Source organism: Ilumatobacter coccineus YM16-304 (assembly GCF_000348785.1).
Taxonomy (GTDB): Bacteria; Actinomycetota; Acidimicrobiia; order Acidimicrobiales; family Ilumatobacteraceae; genus Ilumatobacter_A; species Ilumatobacter_A coccineus.
The window spans coordinates 678,389-692,620 of sequence record NC_020520.1; the positions used below are offsets into that span (position 1 = coordinate 678,389).

Annotated in this window: 16 protein-coding genes; 10 read left to right on the forward strand and 6 right to left on the reverse strand. The window is 65.7% G+C overall.

What is annotated here, in order from left to right:
- Positions 1-23: 23 nt before the first annotated feature.
- Genes YM304_RS03115 through YM304_RS03125 form a run of 3 tightly spaced genes read right to left on the reverse strand, consistent with a single transcriptional unit; the run spans position 24 to position 3,534 of the window.
- Positions 24-923, reverse strand: a complete 900-nt coding sequence (locus tag YM304_RS03115; protein WP_015440178.1) for a branched-chain amino acid ABC transporter permease — start codon at positions 921-923, stop codon at positions 24-26.
- On the reverse strand, positions 920-2,773 hold the full coding sequence (locus YM304_RS03120; RefSeq protein WP_015440179.1) for an AMP-dependent synthetase/ligase: 1,854 nt from the start codon (positions 2,771-2,773) through the stop codon (positions 920-922). Before YM304_RS03120 ends, YM304_RS03115 begins: the two co-directional genes overlap by 4 nt.
- Entirely contained in the window at positions 2,773-3,534 is a 762-nt protein-coding gene (locus YM304_RS03125) for an ABC transporter ATP-binding protein (RefSeq protein WP_015440180.1), read from the reverse strand. The genes YM304_RS03120 and YM304_RS03125 overlap by 1 nt, the downstream gene beginning before the upstream one ends.
- A gap of 50 nt (positions 3,535-3,584) precedes the next feature.
- On the opposite strand from YM304_RS03125, the gene YM304_RS21875 reads away from it, so the two are divergent.
- The 9 genes from YM304_RS21875 to YM304_RS03170 all read left to right on the forward strand — a co-directional run bounded on the left by YM304_RS21875 (position 3,585) and on the right by YM304_RS03170 (position 11,970).
- On the forward strand, positions 3,585-4,385 hold the full coding sequence (locus tag YM304_RS21875) for an SDR family NAD(P)-dependent oxidoreductase (protein WP_015440181.1): 801 nt from the start codon (positions 3,585-3,587) through the stop codon (positions 4,383-4,385).
- 182 nt (positions 4,386-4,567) lie between these two features.
- On the forward strand, positions 4,568-5,737 hold the full coding sequence (locus YM304_RS03135) for a hypothetical protein (protein WP_015440182.1): 1,170 nt from the start codon (positions 4,568-4,570) through the stop codon (positions 5,735-5,737).
- A 287-nt stretch (positions 5,738-6,024) separates the two neighbouring features.
- Positions 6,025-6,813, forward strand: a complete 789-nt coding sequence (locus YM304_RS03140) for a protein kinase family protein (RefSeq protein ID WP_154723287.1) — start codon at positions 6,025-6,027, stop codon at positions 6,811-6,813.
- Positions 6,813-7,283 carry a hypothetical protein gene (locus YM304_RS03145; RefSeq protein ID WP_051071293.1) on the forward strand — a complete coding sequence of 157 codons (471 nt, stop codon included), beginning with the start codon at positions 6,813-6,815 and terminating at the stop codon, positions 7,281-7,283. Before YM304_RS03140 ends, YM304_RS03145 begins: the two co-directional genes overlap by 1 nt.
- A gap of 109 nt (positions 7,284-7,392) precedes the next feature.
- Positions 7,393-7,611, forward strand: a complete 219-nt coding sequence (locus YM304_RS03150) for an amphi-Trp domain-containing protein (RefSeq protein ID WP_015440185.1) — start codon at positions 7,393-7,395, stop codon at positions 7,609-7,611.
- 517 nt (positions 7,612-8,128) lie between these two features.
- Positions 8,129-8,572, forward strand: a complete 444-nt coding sequence (locus YM304_RS03155) for a fasciclin domain-containing protein (RefSeq protein WP_162142027.1) — start codon at positions 8,129-8,131, stop codon at positions 8,570-8,572.
- Positions 8,569-9,552, forward strand: a complete 984-nt coding sequence (locus tag YM304_RS03160) for an ABC transporter ATP-binding protein (RefSeq protein ID WP_015440188.1) — start codon at positions 8,569-8,571, stop codon at positions 9,550-9,552. Before YM304_RS03155 ends, YM304_RS03160 begins: the two co-directional genes overlap by 4 nt.
- The gene (locus tag YM304_RS03165; protein ID WP_015440189.1) at positions 9,549-11,087 is read left to right on the forward strand and encodes an ABC transporter permease; all 1,539 of its coding nucleotides are present in this window, start codon (positions 9,549-9,551) and stop codon (positions 11,085-11,087) included. The genes YM304_RS03160 and YM304_RS03165 overlap by 4 nt, the downstream gene beginning before the upstream one ends.
- Positions 11,088-11,097: 10 nt before the next feature.
- A complete protein-coding gene (locus tag YM304_RS03170) occupies positions 11,098-11,970 on the forward strand; it encodes a hypothetical protein (RefSeq protein ID WP_015440190.1) in 873 nt (290 codons plus the stop codon).
- Between the two features lie 15 nt (positions 11,971-11,985).
- Here YM304_RS03170 and YM304_RS03175 read toward each other — a convergent pair whose 3' ends face one another.
- The 3 genes from YM304_RS03175 to YM304_RS03185 form a co-directional block, all read right to left on the reverse strand.
- The gene (locus YM304_RS03175; RefSeq protein WP_015440191.1) at positions 11,986-12,549 is read right to left on the reverse strand and encodes a DMT family protein; all 564 of its coding nucleotides are present in this window, start codon (positions 12,547-12,549) and stop codon (positions 11,986-11,988) included.
- Positions 12,550-12,658: 109 nt separating this feature from the next.
- Complete coding sequence (locus tag YM304_RS03180; protein ID WP_015440192.1) at positions 12,659-13,105, reverse strand: ferritin-like domain-containing protein; 447 nt, start codon at positions 13,103-13,105, stop codon at positions 12,659-12,661.
- A gap of 317 nt (positions 13,106-13,422) precedes the next feature.
- The gene (locus tag YM304_RS03185; protein ID WP_015440193.1) at positions 13,423-13,671 is read right to left on the reverse strand and encodes a DUF6458 family protein; all 249 of its coding nucleotides are present in this window, start codon (positions 13,669-13,671) and stop codon (positions 13,423-13,425) included.
- A gap of 341 nt (positions 13,672-14,012) precedes the next feature.
- Between YM304_RS03185 and YM304_RS03190 the strand changes: the two genes are divergently transcribed.
- Positions 14,013-14,198 carry a CsbD family protein gene (locus YM304_RS03190; protein WP_015440194.1) on the forward strand — a complete coding sequence of 62 codons (186 nt, stop codon included), beginning with the start codon at positions 14,013-14,015 and terminating at the stop codon, positions 14,196-14,198.
- Positions 14,199-14,232: the final 34 nt, after the last annotated feature.

A 14,232-nucleotide genomic window follows, 5' to 3' on the forward strand; every position in this document is an offset into this window, starting at 1 on the left:
GCGTCGTTTTGGGTGTCGCGGTCTCAGACACGGGTGATCTCCTTCGTTCCGAACAGTCCGTAGGGCCGGACCATCAACACCACGATCAAGATGACGTACGGAGCGACCTGGTGGAAGTTCGACCCGAGCCACGGCGCCCACTCGGGCTGATAGCCGGCCACGAGCACCTGGACCACGCCGACGATGACCCCGCCGGTGATTGCTCCCACGATCGAGTCGAAACCGCCCAGAATCGCGGCGGGCAGCGCAAGGAGTGCGGCCGACGACATGTTGAGGTCGAGCGCCCGTGGGAAGCCGGCGAGGAAGACGCCGGCGACCGTGGCCAGGATCGCTGCGAGCGCCCAGGCGAGGGCGTAGATCGAGCGGACGTTGACGCCCATCGCACTCGCCGCTTCGTGGTCTTGAGCGGTCGCTCGCATTGCGACGCCGTACCGACTCGCCTGGAAGAACCAGGTCAGCACAGCGACGAGCGCGACGGTCGTGACGACCGTGGCGATGCTGACGTGCGTGATCCGGACGCCACCGACGTCGATGAGCTTCGCGCCGTACGGGTCGCCGATCGACTTGCTGTCGAACCCGAAACCGGAGGCGAGTCCGGCACGCATCACGATCGACAGGCCGAGGGTGACCATGACGATGCTGAACAGCGACTCGCCGACCATGGTGCGCAGCACGACCACCTGGACGAACACGCCGAACGCGGCGGTCAACGCCGCAGCGATCGGCACCGCCAGGTAGAACGGCACCGCGGAGCGCTCCGTCACCATGAGGAACACGAGGTAGGCGCCCATCATCACGAACTCGCCGTGTGCGAAGTTGAAGACCCCGGTCGCCTTGAAGACGATGACGAAGCCGAGCGCGATCAGCGAGTAGATGCAGCCGAGCGCCACGCCGCTGAAGACGAGTTGGAGAAGTTCGGTCATGAGGTTTCCTCGTACATTCCTTCGATCAGGTCTGCGAACCGCTCAGCGATGACGCGCCGCTTGACCTTCTGTGTTGCGGTGACTTCGGAGTCGTCTTCGTCGAGTTCCTTGGGCAGGAGCCGGTACGACTTGACCTGCTCGACTCGAGCGAGTTCGGTGTTCGCCTCACGAACGACTTCGGCGACCAACTCGAGGATCTCGGGTTGCTCGGTGAGGTCGCGATACGTGGTGTACGCGACGTCGTTGCGCTGCGCCCAGTCGCCGGCGACTTCGCCTTCGATGCCGATCAGCGCCGACACGTACTTGCGTCCGTCGCCGATCACGATCGCTTCCTTGACGAGCGGAGAGGCACGCAGACGGTTCTCGATGACGGTCGGCGTGATGTTCTTGCCGCCGGCCGTGATCATCACGTCTTTCTTGCGGTCGGTGATGCGCAGGTGGCCGTCGGCGAGTTCGCCGATGTCGCCGGTCATCAACCAGCCGTCGTCGGTGAACGACTGCTTCGTCGCCTCCTCGTCGCGGAAGTAGCCACTGAACACGAGGGGCCCCTTGACGAGGATCTCTCCGTCGTCGGCGATCTTCACGTCCATGCTCGGCACGGGCGGCCCGACGGTGCCGACGCGCACGTCGTCCGACAGCGTCCACGAGACGGTGGCGGCTTCGGTGAGGCCGTACGCCTCGCAGATCGGCACGCCGATACCGAGGAAGAACTCGAGCGTCTCCTGCGAGATGGGGGCCGAACCCGACACCGCTTGGCGGCAGCGGAGCATGCCGAGCTTCGCCTTGAGCGGCCGGTACAGCATCCAGTGCCCGATGCCGCCGACGATCCGCGTGGCGAGCGTGTCCTGGCCGCGGTTGGCGACACGAACGCTGCCGCGCCAGCGCGCGACTCGCAGCCAGAGCCGGAAGTTCGCTCGCTTCAACCAGTCGGTGTCGTTGGCTCGCGACTCGATGTTGGCGCGCATCTTCTGCCAGATGCGGGGCACGCCGAGGAACACCGACGGCTGGATCTCGACGAGGTTCTGCTGAACCGCTTCGATGCTCTCTGCGAAGTTGACGACGCACCCCAACTGCAGCGGGATGAAGAGCGTGTAGACCTTCTCGGCCAGGTGGCAGAGCGGCAGGTACGACAGCACCTCGTCGGACCGGGTCATGCCCAGGGCGCCGAGCGCGGCTTGGCCGTCTTCGACCATGAGGTGAGCGCTGAGCATGGCCGCCTTGGGCTGGCCGGTCGTGCCGGAGGTGTAGACGATGGTCGCGACCTCGCTCGGCACGCGGCGATCGACCTCGTCGTTGAACAGCAACGGGTGCTGTTCGAGCGCTGCGGTGCCGAGGGCGAGGAAGTCCTCCCACCACATCAGTCGCTCGTCGTCGTAGTCGGTCACGCCGCGTCGATCGATGACGATGATGCGTTCGACCGACGGACACGCGTCGCCGGCTTCGATCACCTTGTCGACCTGTTCCTGGTCTTCGGCGATGAGAACGCGCGCCCCGGAGTGTTCGAGCAGGAAGCCGACTTCGGCAGCGGGGTTCGTCGGGTAGATCCCGAACGGGATCGCGCCGATGCCCTGGGCTCCGATGTCGGCATAGACCCACTCGGGTCGGTTTTCGGAGTGGATCGCGACGCGGTCACCCGCGGCGACGCCGAGTTCGGTGAGTGCTGCGCCGACCGTGGCGGCCAGGTTCCAGTACTCGGCCCAGTCGATCTCGCGCCACCGGCCGAGGCGCTTCTCGCGGATCGCCGTTTCGGTCGGCCGTTGCTGCGCCTGGAAACGAAGCCACGCCGGGAGCGTGGTCGGCGTGTCGTCAGGCGTGGAGATGCGGCCGTCGTGTGTCAGTGGCATGGTCATCAGATGACCTCCTCGCCGAGATAGGCCGCGGCGACGCGTTCGTTCTTCACGATCTCCGCCGGCGTGCCGACGCCGACCAGGCGGCCGAAGTCGAGGACGAGCACGCGATCGGAGATGTCCATGACCATGCCCATGTCGTGCTCGATCAACACGACCGTCGCGCCCCACTCCGACACGACGTCGAGCAGGAATCGAGCGATGTCTTCGGTCTCTTCCAGGTTGAGGCCCGCTGCCGGTTCGTCGACGAGGAGCAGCCGTGGCTCGGTCGCGAGTGCTCGGGCGAGTTCGACACGCTTCTGCAGGCCGTAGGGGAGTTCGGTCACGACGCTGTGGCGGTAGTGATCGATGTCGAGGAAGTCGAGGATCTCCTCGACTCGCGCTCGGTGGGCGATCTCCTCACGCTTTGCCGGACCCCAGAAACACATGCCGGCGAAGAGTCCGCGCTGCATGAGGCGGTGGCGGCCGGCCATCGCGTTCTCGAGCACCGTCGAGTTCGAGAACAACGCCAGGTTCTGGAAACTGCGCGCGATGCCGCGCTGAGCGACACCGTGCGGCGGAAGCCCGCTGATCACCTCGCCGTCGAGTCGGACCTGGCCCGATGTGGCAGGCGTGAGTCCGGTGAGGACGTTGAACATCGAGGTCTTACCGGCACCGTTGGGGCCGACGATCGAGAACAACTCGCCTTCGTTCACCTTGAACGAGACGTCGTCGATCGCTCGGACCGCTCCGTATTCGAGGGTCAATCCTTCGACGCTCAGCACGACACGCTCCGTCGTTCGAGCCGCGGAGCTCGCACGTAGGGTCCGGCCTCATGGCTGATGAACCTCGTGTCGTTCTCGTGGCTGGTGCTTCTCGCGGCATCGGCCGCGCTCTGGTCGATCGTTGCCGTGCGCACGGCGACACCGTGATCGCACTGAGCCGTTCGGCTCCGGACGTCGCCTTCGAGGCCGACGTGCACCATGTGCTCGTCGATCTGCTCGATGCCGAGGCCACCGCGGCCGCCGCTCGTGGTGCTGCCGAGGCGCTGGGTCGACTCGACGCGACCGTCTACGTCGCCGGAGTGACGCTGAGCGGCACCGTCGAGGAGTCGACCGGCCACGAGTTCGATCGCGTCATGGGCACCAACGTGCGCGGTGCGATGCACGTTGCTCGAGCGGCGCTGCCCGTCATGCGCGCTGCGCAGCGCGGGCTGATCGTCAACGTCTCGTCGCAGTCGGCTCACCTGCCGAGCCCGTACTTCGGTCTGTACGGCGCATCGAAGGCGGCGCTCGAACATCTCACCGTCTCGCTCGATCACGAAGTGCGACCGTTCGGCATCGCCGCGCGACTCGTCGTGCCCGGCGGAGTGCGTACGGGCATCCTCGATGGCGACGGACACGGGGCCGAGGCGGTGGCGGGGCACGAACCGACCGAGAGTGTCTACGCCTCGGCCCTGGAGCGACAGTGTCGGCGTGCTCGCCGAGCGATCGCTGAAGGCGTGGAGGCGAGCGTCGTGGCCGAAGCCATCGTTGGAGTGCTGCGAGCCGAGGATCCGCCGATGCGAACCATCGTCGGCGAGGATGCGCTCCACTCGATCGCAGAGGGCGGCGTATGGCCCGCGGCGTCCGACTGAGGCGCTGAATGCAGCACGACGCCGCTCGTCACTTCTGGAATCCATTCGCTCCCCCTGAGAACTGCCCGGTCCCCTGACCGGTGACAACTGCTCGAGTGCCATCCGCTGCGGGTTGGCCTCTTGCACGAAACATATTATGGACTACTTTTAATCCTCGTGGCCCTTCCGAAACGAGTCGAAGCATGACCCTGTCCCCCCACGACGAACTTTTCGTCCACCAGACGCCCACGACGTTCGGCGAGGTGTCGTCCTCCGATCTCGGCTGGGACGACGGCACCTACCTGGGCGCGTACTCGGCTGATGCCGGGGTCTTTCTCTTCGCCGGCATGCGGGTCGCACCCAACACCGACATGATCGGCGGGTACGTCGGCGTCATCCACGACGGGCGTCAACGGACGTGCCGCGTCAGCCGCCCGTGGCGTGCCGACATGAGCACGACCATCGGTCCATTGCGCCTCGATGTGATCGAACCGTTCGAAGAGATTCGACTCGTCCTCGATGCCAACGAATCGGGCATCGAGGTCGATCTCACCTGGGTCGCCACCCGCCCCGCCCATCTCGAACCACGGCATCAGGCGCGTCGGCGCGGCCGCCTGACCACCGATCAATCGCGCTACTCGCAAGGCGGATCGCCGACCGGACGCATCACGATCGACGGACACACGCACGAGGTCACGCCCGCGAACTGGTCGGCCGACCGAGACCACTCGTGGGGCCTCTACGCCTCGCGTGCGCCGCTCGCCCCCTCGTCGCGGTGGCTGCCGCCGAGCGAGCACGACGGCAAGTCGCGGGCACTGCGACTCTGGGCCAACTTCGAGGTCGACGGTGCTGCCGGCATGTTCCATCTCCACGAAGCAGCCGACGGCAGCCGCGACGGACTGAACGACACCTTCTCCAGCCCCTTCGAAGGCGCAGCATGGAGAGACGGCGAGGTGGCCGTCCGCTTCACCGACGCCGAACACGAGATCGAACTGGTGCCCGGAACGCGACTCGTCAGCGGGGTGACGGTGCGCTTCACCGACACCGACGACCAGACGTGGGTCCACCGCTACGAACCGGCGGCGGTTCCGTGGACGCCCGCCACGATCGGCTACGGGCGCGGCTCGTGGTCGGATGGCGGCTCGATGTTCACCTACCGCGAAGGCGTCGCGTCGGAGTGGGACGAGTTGCAGGTCGACCCGCAACCCTTCGAGTTGGTGCTCGCCGATGGGCGCTCGATCCCGAACTCGATTGGCCTCGAGTACGTGTGTCGCCTGTGGGTCACCGGACCCGATGGAACCGAACACGGGCCGGGACTCGCGCACCTCGAGTGCTTTCTCGACGGGCCATACGAACCGTTGGGTCTGACGTGAGCGTCGTTCCTGACAACTCAGACGAACTGACCGCTCCCGAGCTCGAACGCTGGCTACAGAGCCTGTTGCCGGAGTCGTTCTCAGGGGCCCGAGTGAGTGCGGTCGATCGAATCAGCCGCGGGGTTTCGCGCGAGACGTGGACGTTCGACGTCTCGACGGATGCGGACCCGTCCCGCACACTCATCCTGCGACGCGACTTGGCCGGTGGCAGCATCGACGCCTCGCCTCTCCGGCAGGAGTATGAGATCTATCGGGCGCTCGCCGACTCAGCGGTTCCCGTCGTGGACGTGCTGTCGTATGACGACGACACGACACGATGCCCGAATCAGCGGCCTGCGTACCTGCGCTCGCACGTCGACGGTCACTGGATGCCCGAGCACTTCGACGATCCCGATCCGCAGTGGAACCTCCGGCGCGTCGAGATCTGTCGCTCGCACATCAGGGCCCTGGCGACCGTGCACGAGGTCGACTGGCGCAGCCTCGGATTCGCCGAGATCCTGCCCGTGCCTGCGAGTCCCGAACATGCTGCACACCACCTGATCGACCTGCACGAAGCCCATCTCGACGACGCCCGGATGGTGGCGCACCCGGTGGTCACCCGTGGGATCGCCCGACTTCGCGAGACCGCACCCTCAGCCGGGGACCTCCGATTGGTCAAAGGCACCAACGGTCTCGGTGAGGAAGTGTTCGCTGGCACCGACCTGGTGGCGATGAGCGACTGGGAACTCGCCGCGATCGGTGACCCGGCGTACGACTTCGCTCAACTCCAAGGCTTCATCGATCGCATCGAACACGACGGCGAAGTGATCTGGAGCCTCGACCATGCGCTCGCCTACTACCGCGAACTCACCGGTCGGACGATCGAGCGAGCGGCGGTCAAGTGGTATCGCACGCTCTACGGCCTGATCATGTTCACCTTTGCCAGTCGGGCTGCCCGAGCGCTCGCCGAAGGCCGCGATCATCAGGCCCGTCTCGCTTGGGTGGCGATCGAGATGCAGCATCACGGCCAAGCACGACTGGCAGCGGCGTTCGGCATCCGAGCCGAACGCCCGACTGACGAATCGAAAGGACGCTGATGTCATCGCACCCGACGACCGATGAGGTACTCGGATCGATTTTGTGGACCTTCGAGAATCAGATCACTCCTGCTATCGACGACGACTTCGCGGTGAGCGCGGCGCGAACGGTCACGAATCTGCTTCGCCACGTACGCGCGAGAGTGCAACTCGAAGGAAAGGGGCTGGCCGAAGACAACGCAGAACTGCGAGCGGTGCTCGGCGCAGTGCAGATCCATCCCGAGGTCGGGCCTCTGATGGAGGTCGCCGCTGTCCTCGATGCTCCGCCGGTCGCCCCCGAGCCGTGGCCATCCGTCGAGGCTCTGGTCGATGAAGCCGAGCGCTTGCGCCTCGCACTCGACGCCGTGGTCCGGTCGGGGGTCGTAGGGAGCGACGCGTCGCTGGCAGCGCGCGTCGATGGCTACATGGCACGGCATCTGGGGCGCGAGGCGCAATGGGCAGTCGATCCGTTCATCGGCGACCGACGCTGAAGTTCGAGGGCGGACACGGAGGTCGTGACCTCCGGCCCTGTTCCGCCGGCTGGTCGGGCGCGACCATGGAAGTCGTCCCCCGACCCGAACGACACAGGAGTGATCGACGATGGAACTGATGGAGATCAAGCAGGAAGGCCCGATCGGTCGGGAGGCGGCTGCCGCGTGGCTCCGGGACCTCGCCGACTCGCTCGCCCGCCACAACGACGTCGAGTTCGTGCGTGAGGGCCTCCGGTACACCATCGCCGTGCCATCGGTGATCAACTTGGAAGTCGAACTCGAGGTCGAAGACGACGAGACCAAACTCGAGATCGAACTCTCCTGGTGACCGCTCGGGCGAACAGAACGTGTCGATCGTTGATGATTCCTTGACGAACAGCGTTTGGATTCGTCCTGGATGGGTAGTGATCTTCTTGTAGTTGAAACCAACTAGTGCCTACACAGAAGGAGTCATCCATGGTTTATGGCGGAGGAATTCTCATCACCATTCTGGTCATTCTCGCGATCATCTATTTCGCGAAGCGAGTCTGACTCCGGTCGGCCCGTGGCGGTCCCCCCGCCGCTGCGAGTCCACCGTGGAAACTCCAGATCCCAGACGACGGGCCGGCTCTCCGAGCCGGCCCGTCGTTCGTCCCCGATCGCTGCACGTCATCCGAAACGCGTCCCCCATCGTCTGCTGAACCCGCGGCGCTGACGTGCCTGTCCACCCGCACCGAACCGTAGGGAGCCCGCCCATGTCTCGCCCGCCCAGGTCACGATGGTCGAAACGATTGTCATGCGCCGCGATCATGTTGTTGTCGGCATCTGCCTGTGGCGACGACACCGCGAGCGTCGACGAACCCGGCGTGGACGCAGCCGTCGACGACGTGACCGACGTGGTCGACGAACTGATCGCCTCGCTGAACGGCCTGGGGCTCGACAGTGCGGCGAGCGCGGTGGCGTCGGCCGACCTGACCGACATCGTCGACGCCGGTGAGTTCACCTTCTTGGCGCCGAACAACGACGCGTTCTTCGCCGTCGATGCCGACGAACTCGCCGATCTGCTCGCGGACCCCGGCCAGGTGGAGCGCGTGCTGCGTAACCACATCATCGCCTCAGCCGTGGTCGCCGACGAGCTGCGTGACGGTGCGTCGATGGAGGCTGCGTCGGGTCGGATGCTCGACGTGACGGTCGACGGAAACGCCGTCACCATCGGCGGCATCACGGTCGTGGAAGCCGAGGTTGCCACGGGAGCATCCGCAGAGACCCAAGGTGTCGTGCACATCGTCGACGGGCTGATCCTCGAATGAGCGACGCCACGCAGGGAGCACAGCCCGCTGTCACGTTCGACGGGGTCGGCAAGGCGTTCGACGACGAATGGGTCCTCGAAGACCTCAGCTTCAGCGTGCCGCGGGGGAGCATCATCGGCTTGATCGGACCGTCTGGTTCGGGAAAGACCACGACGGTTCGACTCATGACCGGCGCCTACCGGCCCGACGCCGGCACGGTCGACGTGCTCGGCGCCGACCCGGTCGCTCGACGGCGTCATGACCGATCGATGATCGGCTACCTCCCCCAGCAGCCGGTGCTCTTCGACGAGCTCTCGTTGTGGGAGAACCTCAATTTCCATGCCTCGCTGAACGGCGTCGGACTCCGTCGAAAGCGGCGGCTGCTCGACGTGCTCGAACTCGTCGAACTCGACGGTCACCGCAAGAAGCTCGTGCGGGAGTCGTCGGGCGGCATGCAGCGTCGACTCGCCCTCGCGTCCACGTTGGTGCACGCTCCGAATCTGGTGATGCTCGACGAGCCCACCGCCGGAATCGACCCGATCCTTCGACGTCGGTTCTGGGAGCACTTCCGAGCATTGAGCGACGCCGGCGACACGCTGGTGATCAGCACGCAGTTCGTCGACGAAGCGACGCACTGCGACACGGTCGGTCTCCTCGCCGACGGACGCCTCGTCGCAGTCGGCGCTCCCGACGAGCTCCGACGCCAGGCGCATGGCGGCGATCTGATCGACGTGGAGTACACGCGCATCGTGGGTTCCGACGATCTCCGCAGCTGTCGCGACATCGCCGGAGTCCAACGTGCCGACTACCACGGAGACGCCACGGTGCGCCTCGTGGTCGACCCCGACTCCGACGCCCGCTCCCGGGTGTTCGATTCTCTCGTCACCACCGACCCCGACATCTCCGGCGCGGTCGAGATCGCCCCCGACTGGGACGACGTGTTCATCAGGCTCGTCGAGAGCGACACGGCCGAGCCGACCCCCGGGCAGGTGGCATCGTGACGTCGACACCGCAACGCAGCCGAAGTGTCAGCCGCGTCTGGACGGCGATGGTCCAGCTCCTCGGCATCGTCCGCAAGGAGCTCTCCGAGATCGTCCGCCAACCTCGGCTCCTCGTCGTGATGGTGCTCGGACCGTTCCTGGTGCTGCTGCTCTTCGCCGCGGGATTCGATCAGCAGCAGACCGTGCTGAGAACGATCTTCGTCGGCCCAGCCGACGGACCGTACGAGGCGTCGGTCGACGACTTCACCGACGAACTCCGACGGTACGTCGACAGCGCCGGCTACTCGTCCGACGTCGTGGCGGCGACGGCCTTGCTCGATTCGGGTGAGGTCGACCTGATCGTGGTGTTCCCGGAGGACCCGGCCGACGCCGTGCTGTCGGGTGAGCAGGCGACGATCGACGTGCTGCACGACAAGATCGACCCGATCGCGCAGACCACTGTCGAAGTGTCGGTGCAGGTCGCGGTGCAGGAGTTGAACGCCACGATTCTCGAGACGGTGGTCGGCGAGGCACAAGCCGCTCTCGTCCCCTACACCGACAACGTCGACGAAGCGGCCTCCCTCGTCAGCGAACTCGGCGAGGCCGTCGCGGCCGGCGACGACGCCGAGGTCGCCCGGATCGCGAACGAACTCTCGGTGTCGGCGAACTCGCTGTCGGCGATCACCGAGGTCTCCGAATCGCTGGCCATCCGGTTGGGAGCGGGCGACGACGAACTCGCCGAGTTCGGCGAACTCTCCCAGTCGGCTCGGGACTTCGAAGCAGCGGCTTCGTCACTCGGCGGGATCGTCGACGAGATCGGGCAGGACGACGTCGAGTCGGTCGAGGCGCTCCTCGACCTGGTGACGGAGAACGGTGCGGAGGTCACGACGCTCGACCCGCGTGTGATCGTCCGGCCGTTCCGAAGCGAGACGGCGAACATCCAACGCGAGCAGGTCGGGATCGAATCGTTCTTCGCGCCGGCGGCGATCGCACTGCTGTTGCAGCACATGGTGCTCACGTTCGCCGCTATGAGCCTGGTGTCGGATCGAGCGCTCGGGCTGTTCGAGGTGTTTCGAGTCGGCCCGGTCGGGCCCGGCCGGGTCTTACTGGGGAAGTTCGTGTCGTTCCTGGCGATCGGTGCCGCCGTAGGAGCCGCGCTCTTCGCAGCGCTGCGCTTCGGCCTCGACATCCCGATGCGCGGTTCGCCCACGGCGCTCGTGCTCGGAGGCCTCGGGTTGCTCGTCGCCGCGATCGGTCTCGGGTCGGTGCTGTCGCTGATCGCCCGCTCCGACACTCAGGCCGTTCAGTACGCGTTGCTCGCGCTGCTCGCCGGACTCTTCTTCGGCGGCTTCTTCCTCGACCTCGATTCGTTCCGCTATCCGTTCAAGGCGGTGTCGTGGGCGCTGCCCGTCACCTACGGGACCAACATCTTCCGAGACGTGATGCTGCGAGGTGACGACCCGGCGACGGCAGATGTGATCGGCCTCGCTGCGGCCTCGATCGTCTACTGCGGAGGTGCATGGTTGCTCCTCGCTCGACGGCTCCGAGTCACATGAGGTCGTCCGGATGAACGAGATGAACGAGATGAACGAAGTGAGCGCGACGAGCGCGACGGCGCCGCTCGACCCAGCCCTGCCGTCCCCTGCTGGTCGTCGGCTCGGCAACGTGATGGTGGGCATCGCCATCGTCGGCGTACTCGTCGCTGCGGTCGGCACCGTGTTGGCCTGGCAGTTCGTCGGACGACTGGACGATTCGTCGAGTGAGTCGTTGACCGTCACGATCGACACCCTCGACACGGTCGACGACACCATCGTGCTCGCCGGCGACGTCTTCGATGCCACCTCCGCAGCGCTCGACACGGCGGCCACCACACTCGACGCGGTGGCTGCGTCGTTCGACGACGCCGACGGCGTGGTGACGGAGATCGACGAGCTGGTCGAAGTGGTCGGGCCGTCGCTCGGGGATGCAACGACCAGTCTGCGTCAGCTGGCCGCGGTCGGCGACGCGATCGACGGGCTGCTCGAGGGGCTCGACGACCTCCCGCTCACGCCGAACTACGACCCCGACACCGACCTCGGAACGTCGATTCGCCAGATCGCCGACGTGTTGGAGCCATTGCCCGAGGCGTTCGACGGCACCGCCGACGACCTCGACGACTTCGGCACGTCGATCGGTCGACTGCGGCGAGACGTGTCGCAGCTGTCGATCGATCTCGACACGGTGGTGGACGAACTCGAAGCGACCGAGGGCCTCGCCGACCAGTATCGGCGCAACGTGCGCGACGCCCGAGCGGTCGCGGTCGACACCCGCGACGGTCTCGGGGACGACGTCGGATGGTTGCGAGTGGTGTTGGTGATCGGCGGCATCAACTTCGGGCTCGCGCAGCTCGTGCCGTTCTGGATCGGTCGCCGCCTCCGCCGCGGCGACGCCACCGTGTAGGAGCCCCCGGCGGGCTCAGTCCGATTCCTCATCGGTGATCACGAGTTCGGCTTGCTCAGGGTTCTGCCCGACGAGCACGAGCCCCCGAATGGCGTAGAGCAACATGAGCACGACCGAGATGAACGCCCCGCCGGTCACGGCGCCACCGAACAGCACGGCGTAGTAGACGACGACGTACCAACTCGGTTCCGCGTCGGCCTCACCGAGCGGGAAGCTGAGAAACATCAACAGGAGGACCGACCCCACGATCAGTGAGGTCGTGAGGAACGAGATCTGCCGGATCCGGCGGTAGTGGCTCTGCCTGAACTCGAGATCGTTGCTGATGCTGAACGTGATGAGCGTCAGCATCAACGCCAGGATCGTCGCCCCGCCGGCCACGTACGACGACGCCGCGAAGCGAACCGTCGGAAGCACCGCATCGAGCAGTCGGCGCGCCTCGAACGACGTGGCCGTCCCGACGAACGCCATGCCGCCGAACCCCACGATCGCGGCCGCCAAGCCTCCGCCCATGGCGATCTTCGAATGGTGGAGTCGCTCGTTGCGCTCCGCATCGGACTCGGGTGTTGACGAGCGGCTCATCGGCCGTCCTTTCGGCGTCGGTGTTCGGGTCGGAAAACGAGAACGGGCGCCGGACGCTTTGTCTCAGAGACAAAGCGTCCGGCGCCCGGAAGCGTCCTCGGTGCGTGCGTCAGGCGACGGTGTCGCGGAGCCGCTTCACTTCGTCGTGAGCGGACTGGATGTGCAGGAACTGACGCTCGATCGTCTGGCGCAGGTCGGCCGAGATGTCGGCCTCGAGCGCCTTCTTGTACTCCGACACGGCGTGGTCCTCGCCCTGTTCGGCGGCGTCGAGCACACCGTCGGGATCGGAGCCGGCGATTGCGTCCTTCAGCGACATCCAGCCACGGTGAACGGCGGCGAGCACGCTGCCGTCCTCGTCGATGTCGTCGCCGTACGCGGCGGCCATGCGGTCGAGTTCGGTGCAGAAGTCGGCACGCTGTTCGGAGAATGCCCGGAACTTCGACGCCAGATCGGCGCGGTCGGTCTCGGCGAGTTTGTCGGCGGCTTCGGCAAAGCCCTTCTTTCCGTCCTGAAGGGTTTCGATGAGGTCCTTGGTGACTTTGCGGTCGGTAGACATGTGATTCCTTTCGTTGGCGGAAGCTCCATGTCGGAGCTGTAATGAGAGTTACCCGAATTGCCGGAAACCATTCGTCGATGTCGCATATTTCTTTCAAATCGGCACTGCACCTTTCGCTGGAAATCCCCCACTTGGAGGACGTTCGAGTCGTTGTGACGGTGTTGCTTCGAGTGGGTCGGTGAAGAGGTCGGAATCGTCGGCGGATCGCTCGGCGCGGAGACCCCGAACGCGACGAAGCGCCCCGGTCGCAACCGGGGCGCTTCGTTGTTGGGGGGGATCTGGACGCCAGCCGTCGGGATGGCGTCGGTGTGATGGGATCAGCGCACCTGTGACTCTTCGACGACGTGCTGTCCGTCAGGCGACACATGGCGTTCCGAGCGCATGCGGCGACTCGACATCGACATGAATCCGGCGGCCTGGATCGCCGCCACGACGAGTGCGAGCACACCGCCTGCCATGAGGATGTAGCCGATTGCCTCGAGGTCGAGGCCGTCGACGGCGGTGTCGACACCGAAGGCCACGATGGCGCCGGCGACGATGAGAATGACTCCGAGTGTTGCAAACATGAGATTCCTCTTTCCTTCCGGCCGTGGCCGGTCTGTGGTGGTTGCTCAGGTGAACGAGCAGTACCCGATCGGCGACTGATTCAAACCGTGGAGAGAGGAAAGGCGCGGGAAGCTGGCCACCTGACCCTTCGGCAAAAGCGGTCCATTCGTTGCCGAAATGGGGGTACTGAGAATTCCCGTAATGACGCGTCGGCAGTTGGTGATCGCTCGACGCTGCCGTGTGCAGATCATTTCGTGCCAGACGTTTGAGCGAACGGGGTGGCGGGTACGACCCCATTGTCTCGAAAGCGGACGGTGACACATCGCAACCGCCGCACACCCGCCAAACAAAGGAGAACCACATGAGTGGAGAAGCTGACCAGGCAAAGGGCCGCATCAAGCAGGCCGCTGGCGATCTGACCGGCAACGACGACCTCGAGCGAGAGGGCGAAGCCGACGAGACCGCCGGCAAACTCAAGGACAAGGTCGACGACGTCAAGGACAAGGTCAACGACGGCATCGACAAGCTCAAGGAAAAGACGTCCTGAACGACGCGATCGTCACTCGATGATGATCAGACGG

What these genes read in the sequence shown, in the direction of transcription:
- YM304_RS03120 (WP_015440179.1), bottom strand. Translation starts at nt 2,773, where the DNA reads ATGACCATGCCACTGACACACGACGGCCGCATCTCCACGCCTGACGAC.
- YM304_RS03170 (WP_015440190.1), top strand. Translation starts at nt 11,098, where the DNA reads ATGAACGAGATGAACGAGATGAACGAAGTGAGCGCGACGAGCGCGACG.
- YM304_RS03175 (WP_015440191.1), bottom strand. Translation starts at nt 12,549, where the DNA reads ATGAGCCGCTCGTCAACACCCGAGTCCGATGCGGAGCGCAACGAGCGA.
- YM304_RS03180 (WP_015440192.1), bottom strand. Translation starts at nt 13,105, where the DNA reads ATGTCTACCGACCGCAAAGTCACCAAGGACCTCATCGAAACCCTTCAG.
- YM304_RS03135 (WP_015440182.1), top strand. Translation starts at nt 4,568, where the DNA reads ATGACCCTGTCCCCCCACGACGAACTTTTCGTCCACCAGACGCCCACG.
- YM304_RS03150 (WP_015440185.1), top strand. Translation starts at nt 7,393, where the DNA reads ATGGAACTGATGGAGATCAAGCAGGAAGGCCCGATCGGTCGGGAGGCG.
- YM304_RS03185 (WP_015440193.1), bottom strand. Translation starts at nt 13,671, where the DNA reads ATGTTTGCAACACTCGGAGTCATTCTCATCGTCGCCGGCGCCATCGTG.
- YM304_RS03160 (WP_015440188.1), top strand. Translation starts at nt 8,569, where the DNA reads ATGAGCGACGCCACGCAGGGAGCACAGCCCGCTGTCACGTTCGACGGG.
- YM304_RS03145 (WP_051071293.1), top strand. Translation starts at nt 6,813, where the DNA reads ATGTCATCGCACCCGACGACCGATGAGGTACTCGGATCGATTTTGTGG.
- YM304_RS03190 (WP_015440194.1), top strand. Translation starts at nt 14,013, where the DNA reads ATGAGTGGAGAAGCTGACCAGGCAAAGGGCCGCATCAAGCAGGCCGCT.
- YM304_RS21875 (WP_015440181.1), top strand. Translation starts at nt 3,585, where the DNA reads ATGGCTGATGAACCTCGTGTCGTTCTCGTGGCTGGTGCTTCTCGCGGC.
- YM304_RS03115 (WP_015440178.1), bottom strand. Translation starts at nt 923, where the DNA reads ATGACCGAACTTCTCCAACTCGTCTTCAGCGGCGTGGCGCTCGGCTGC.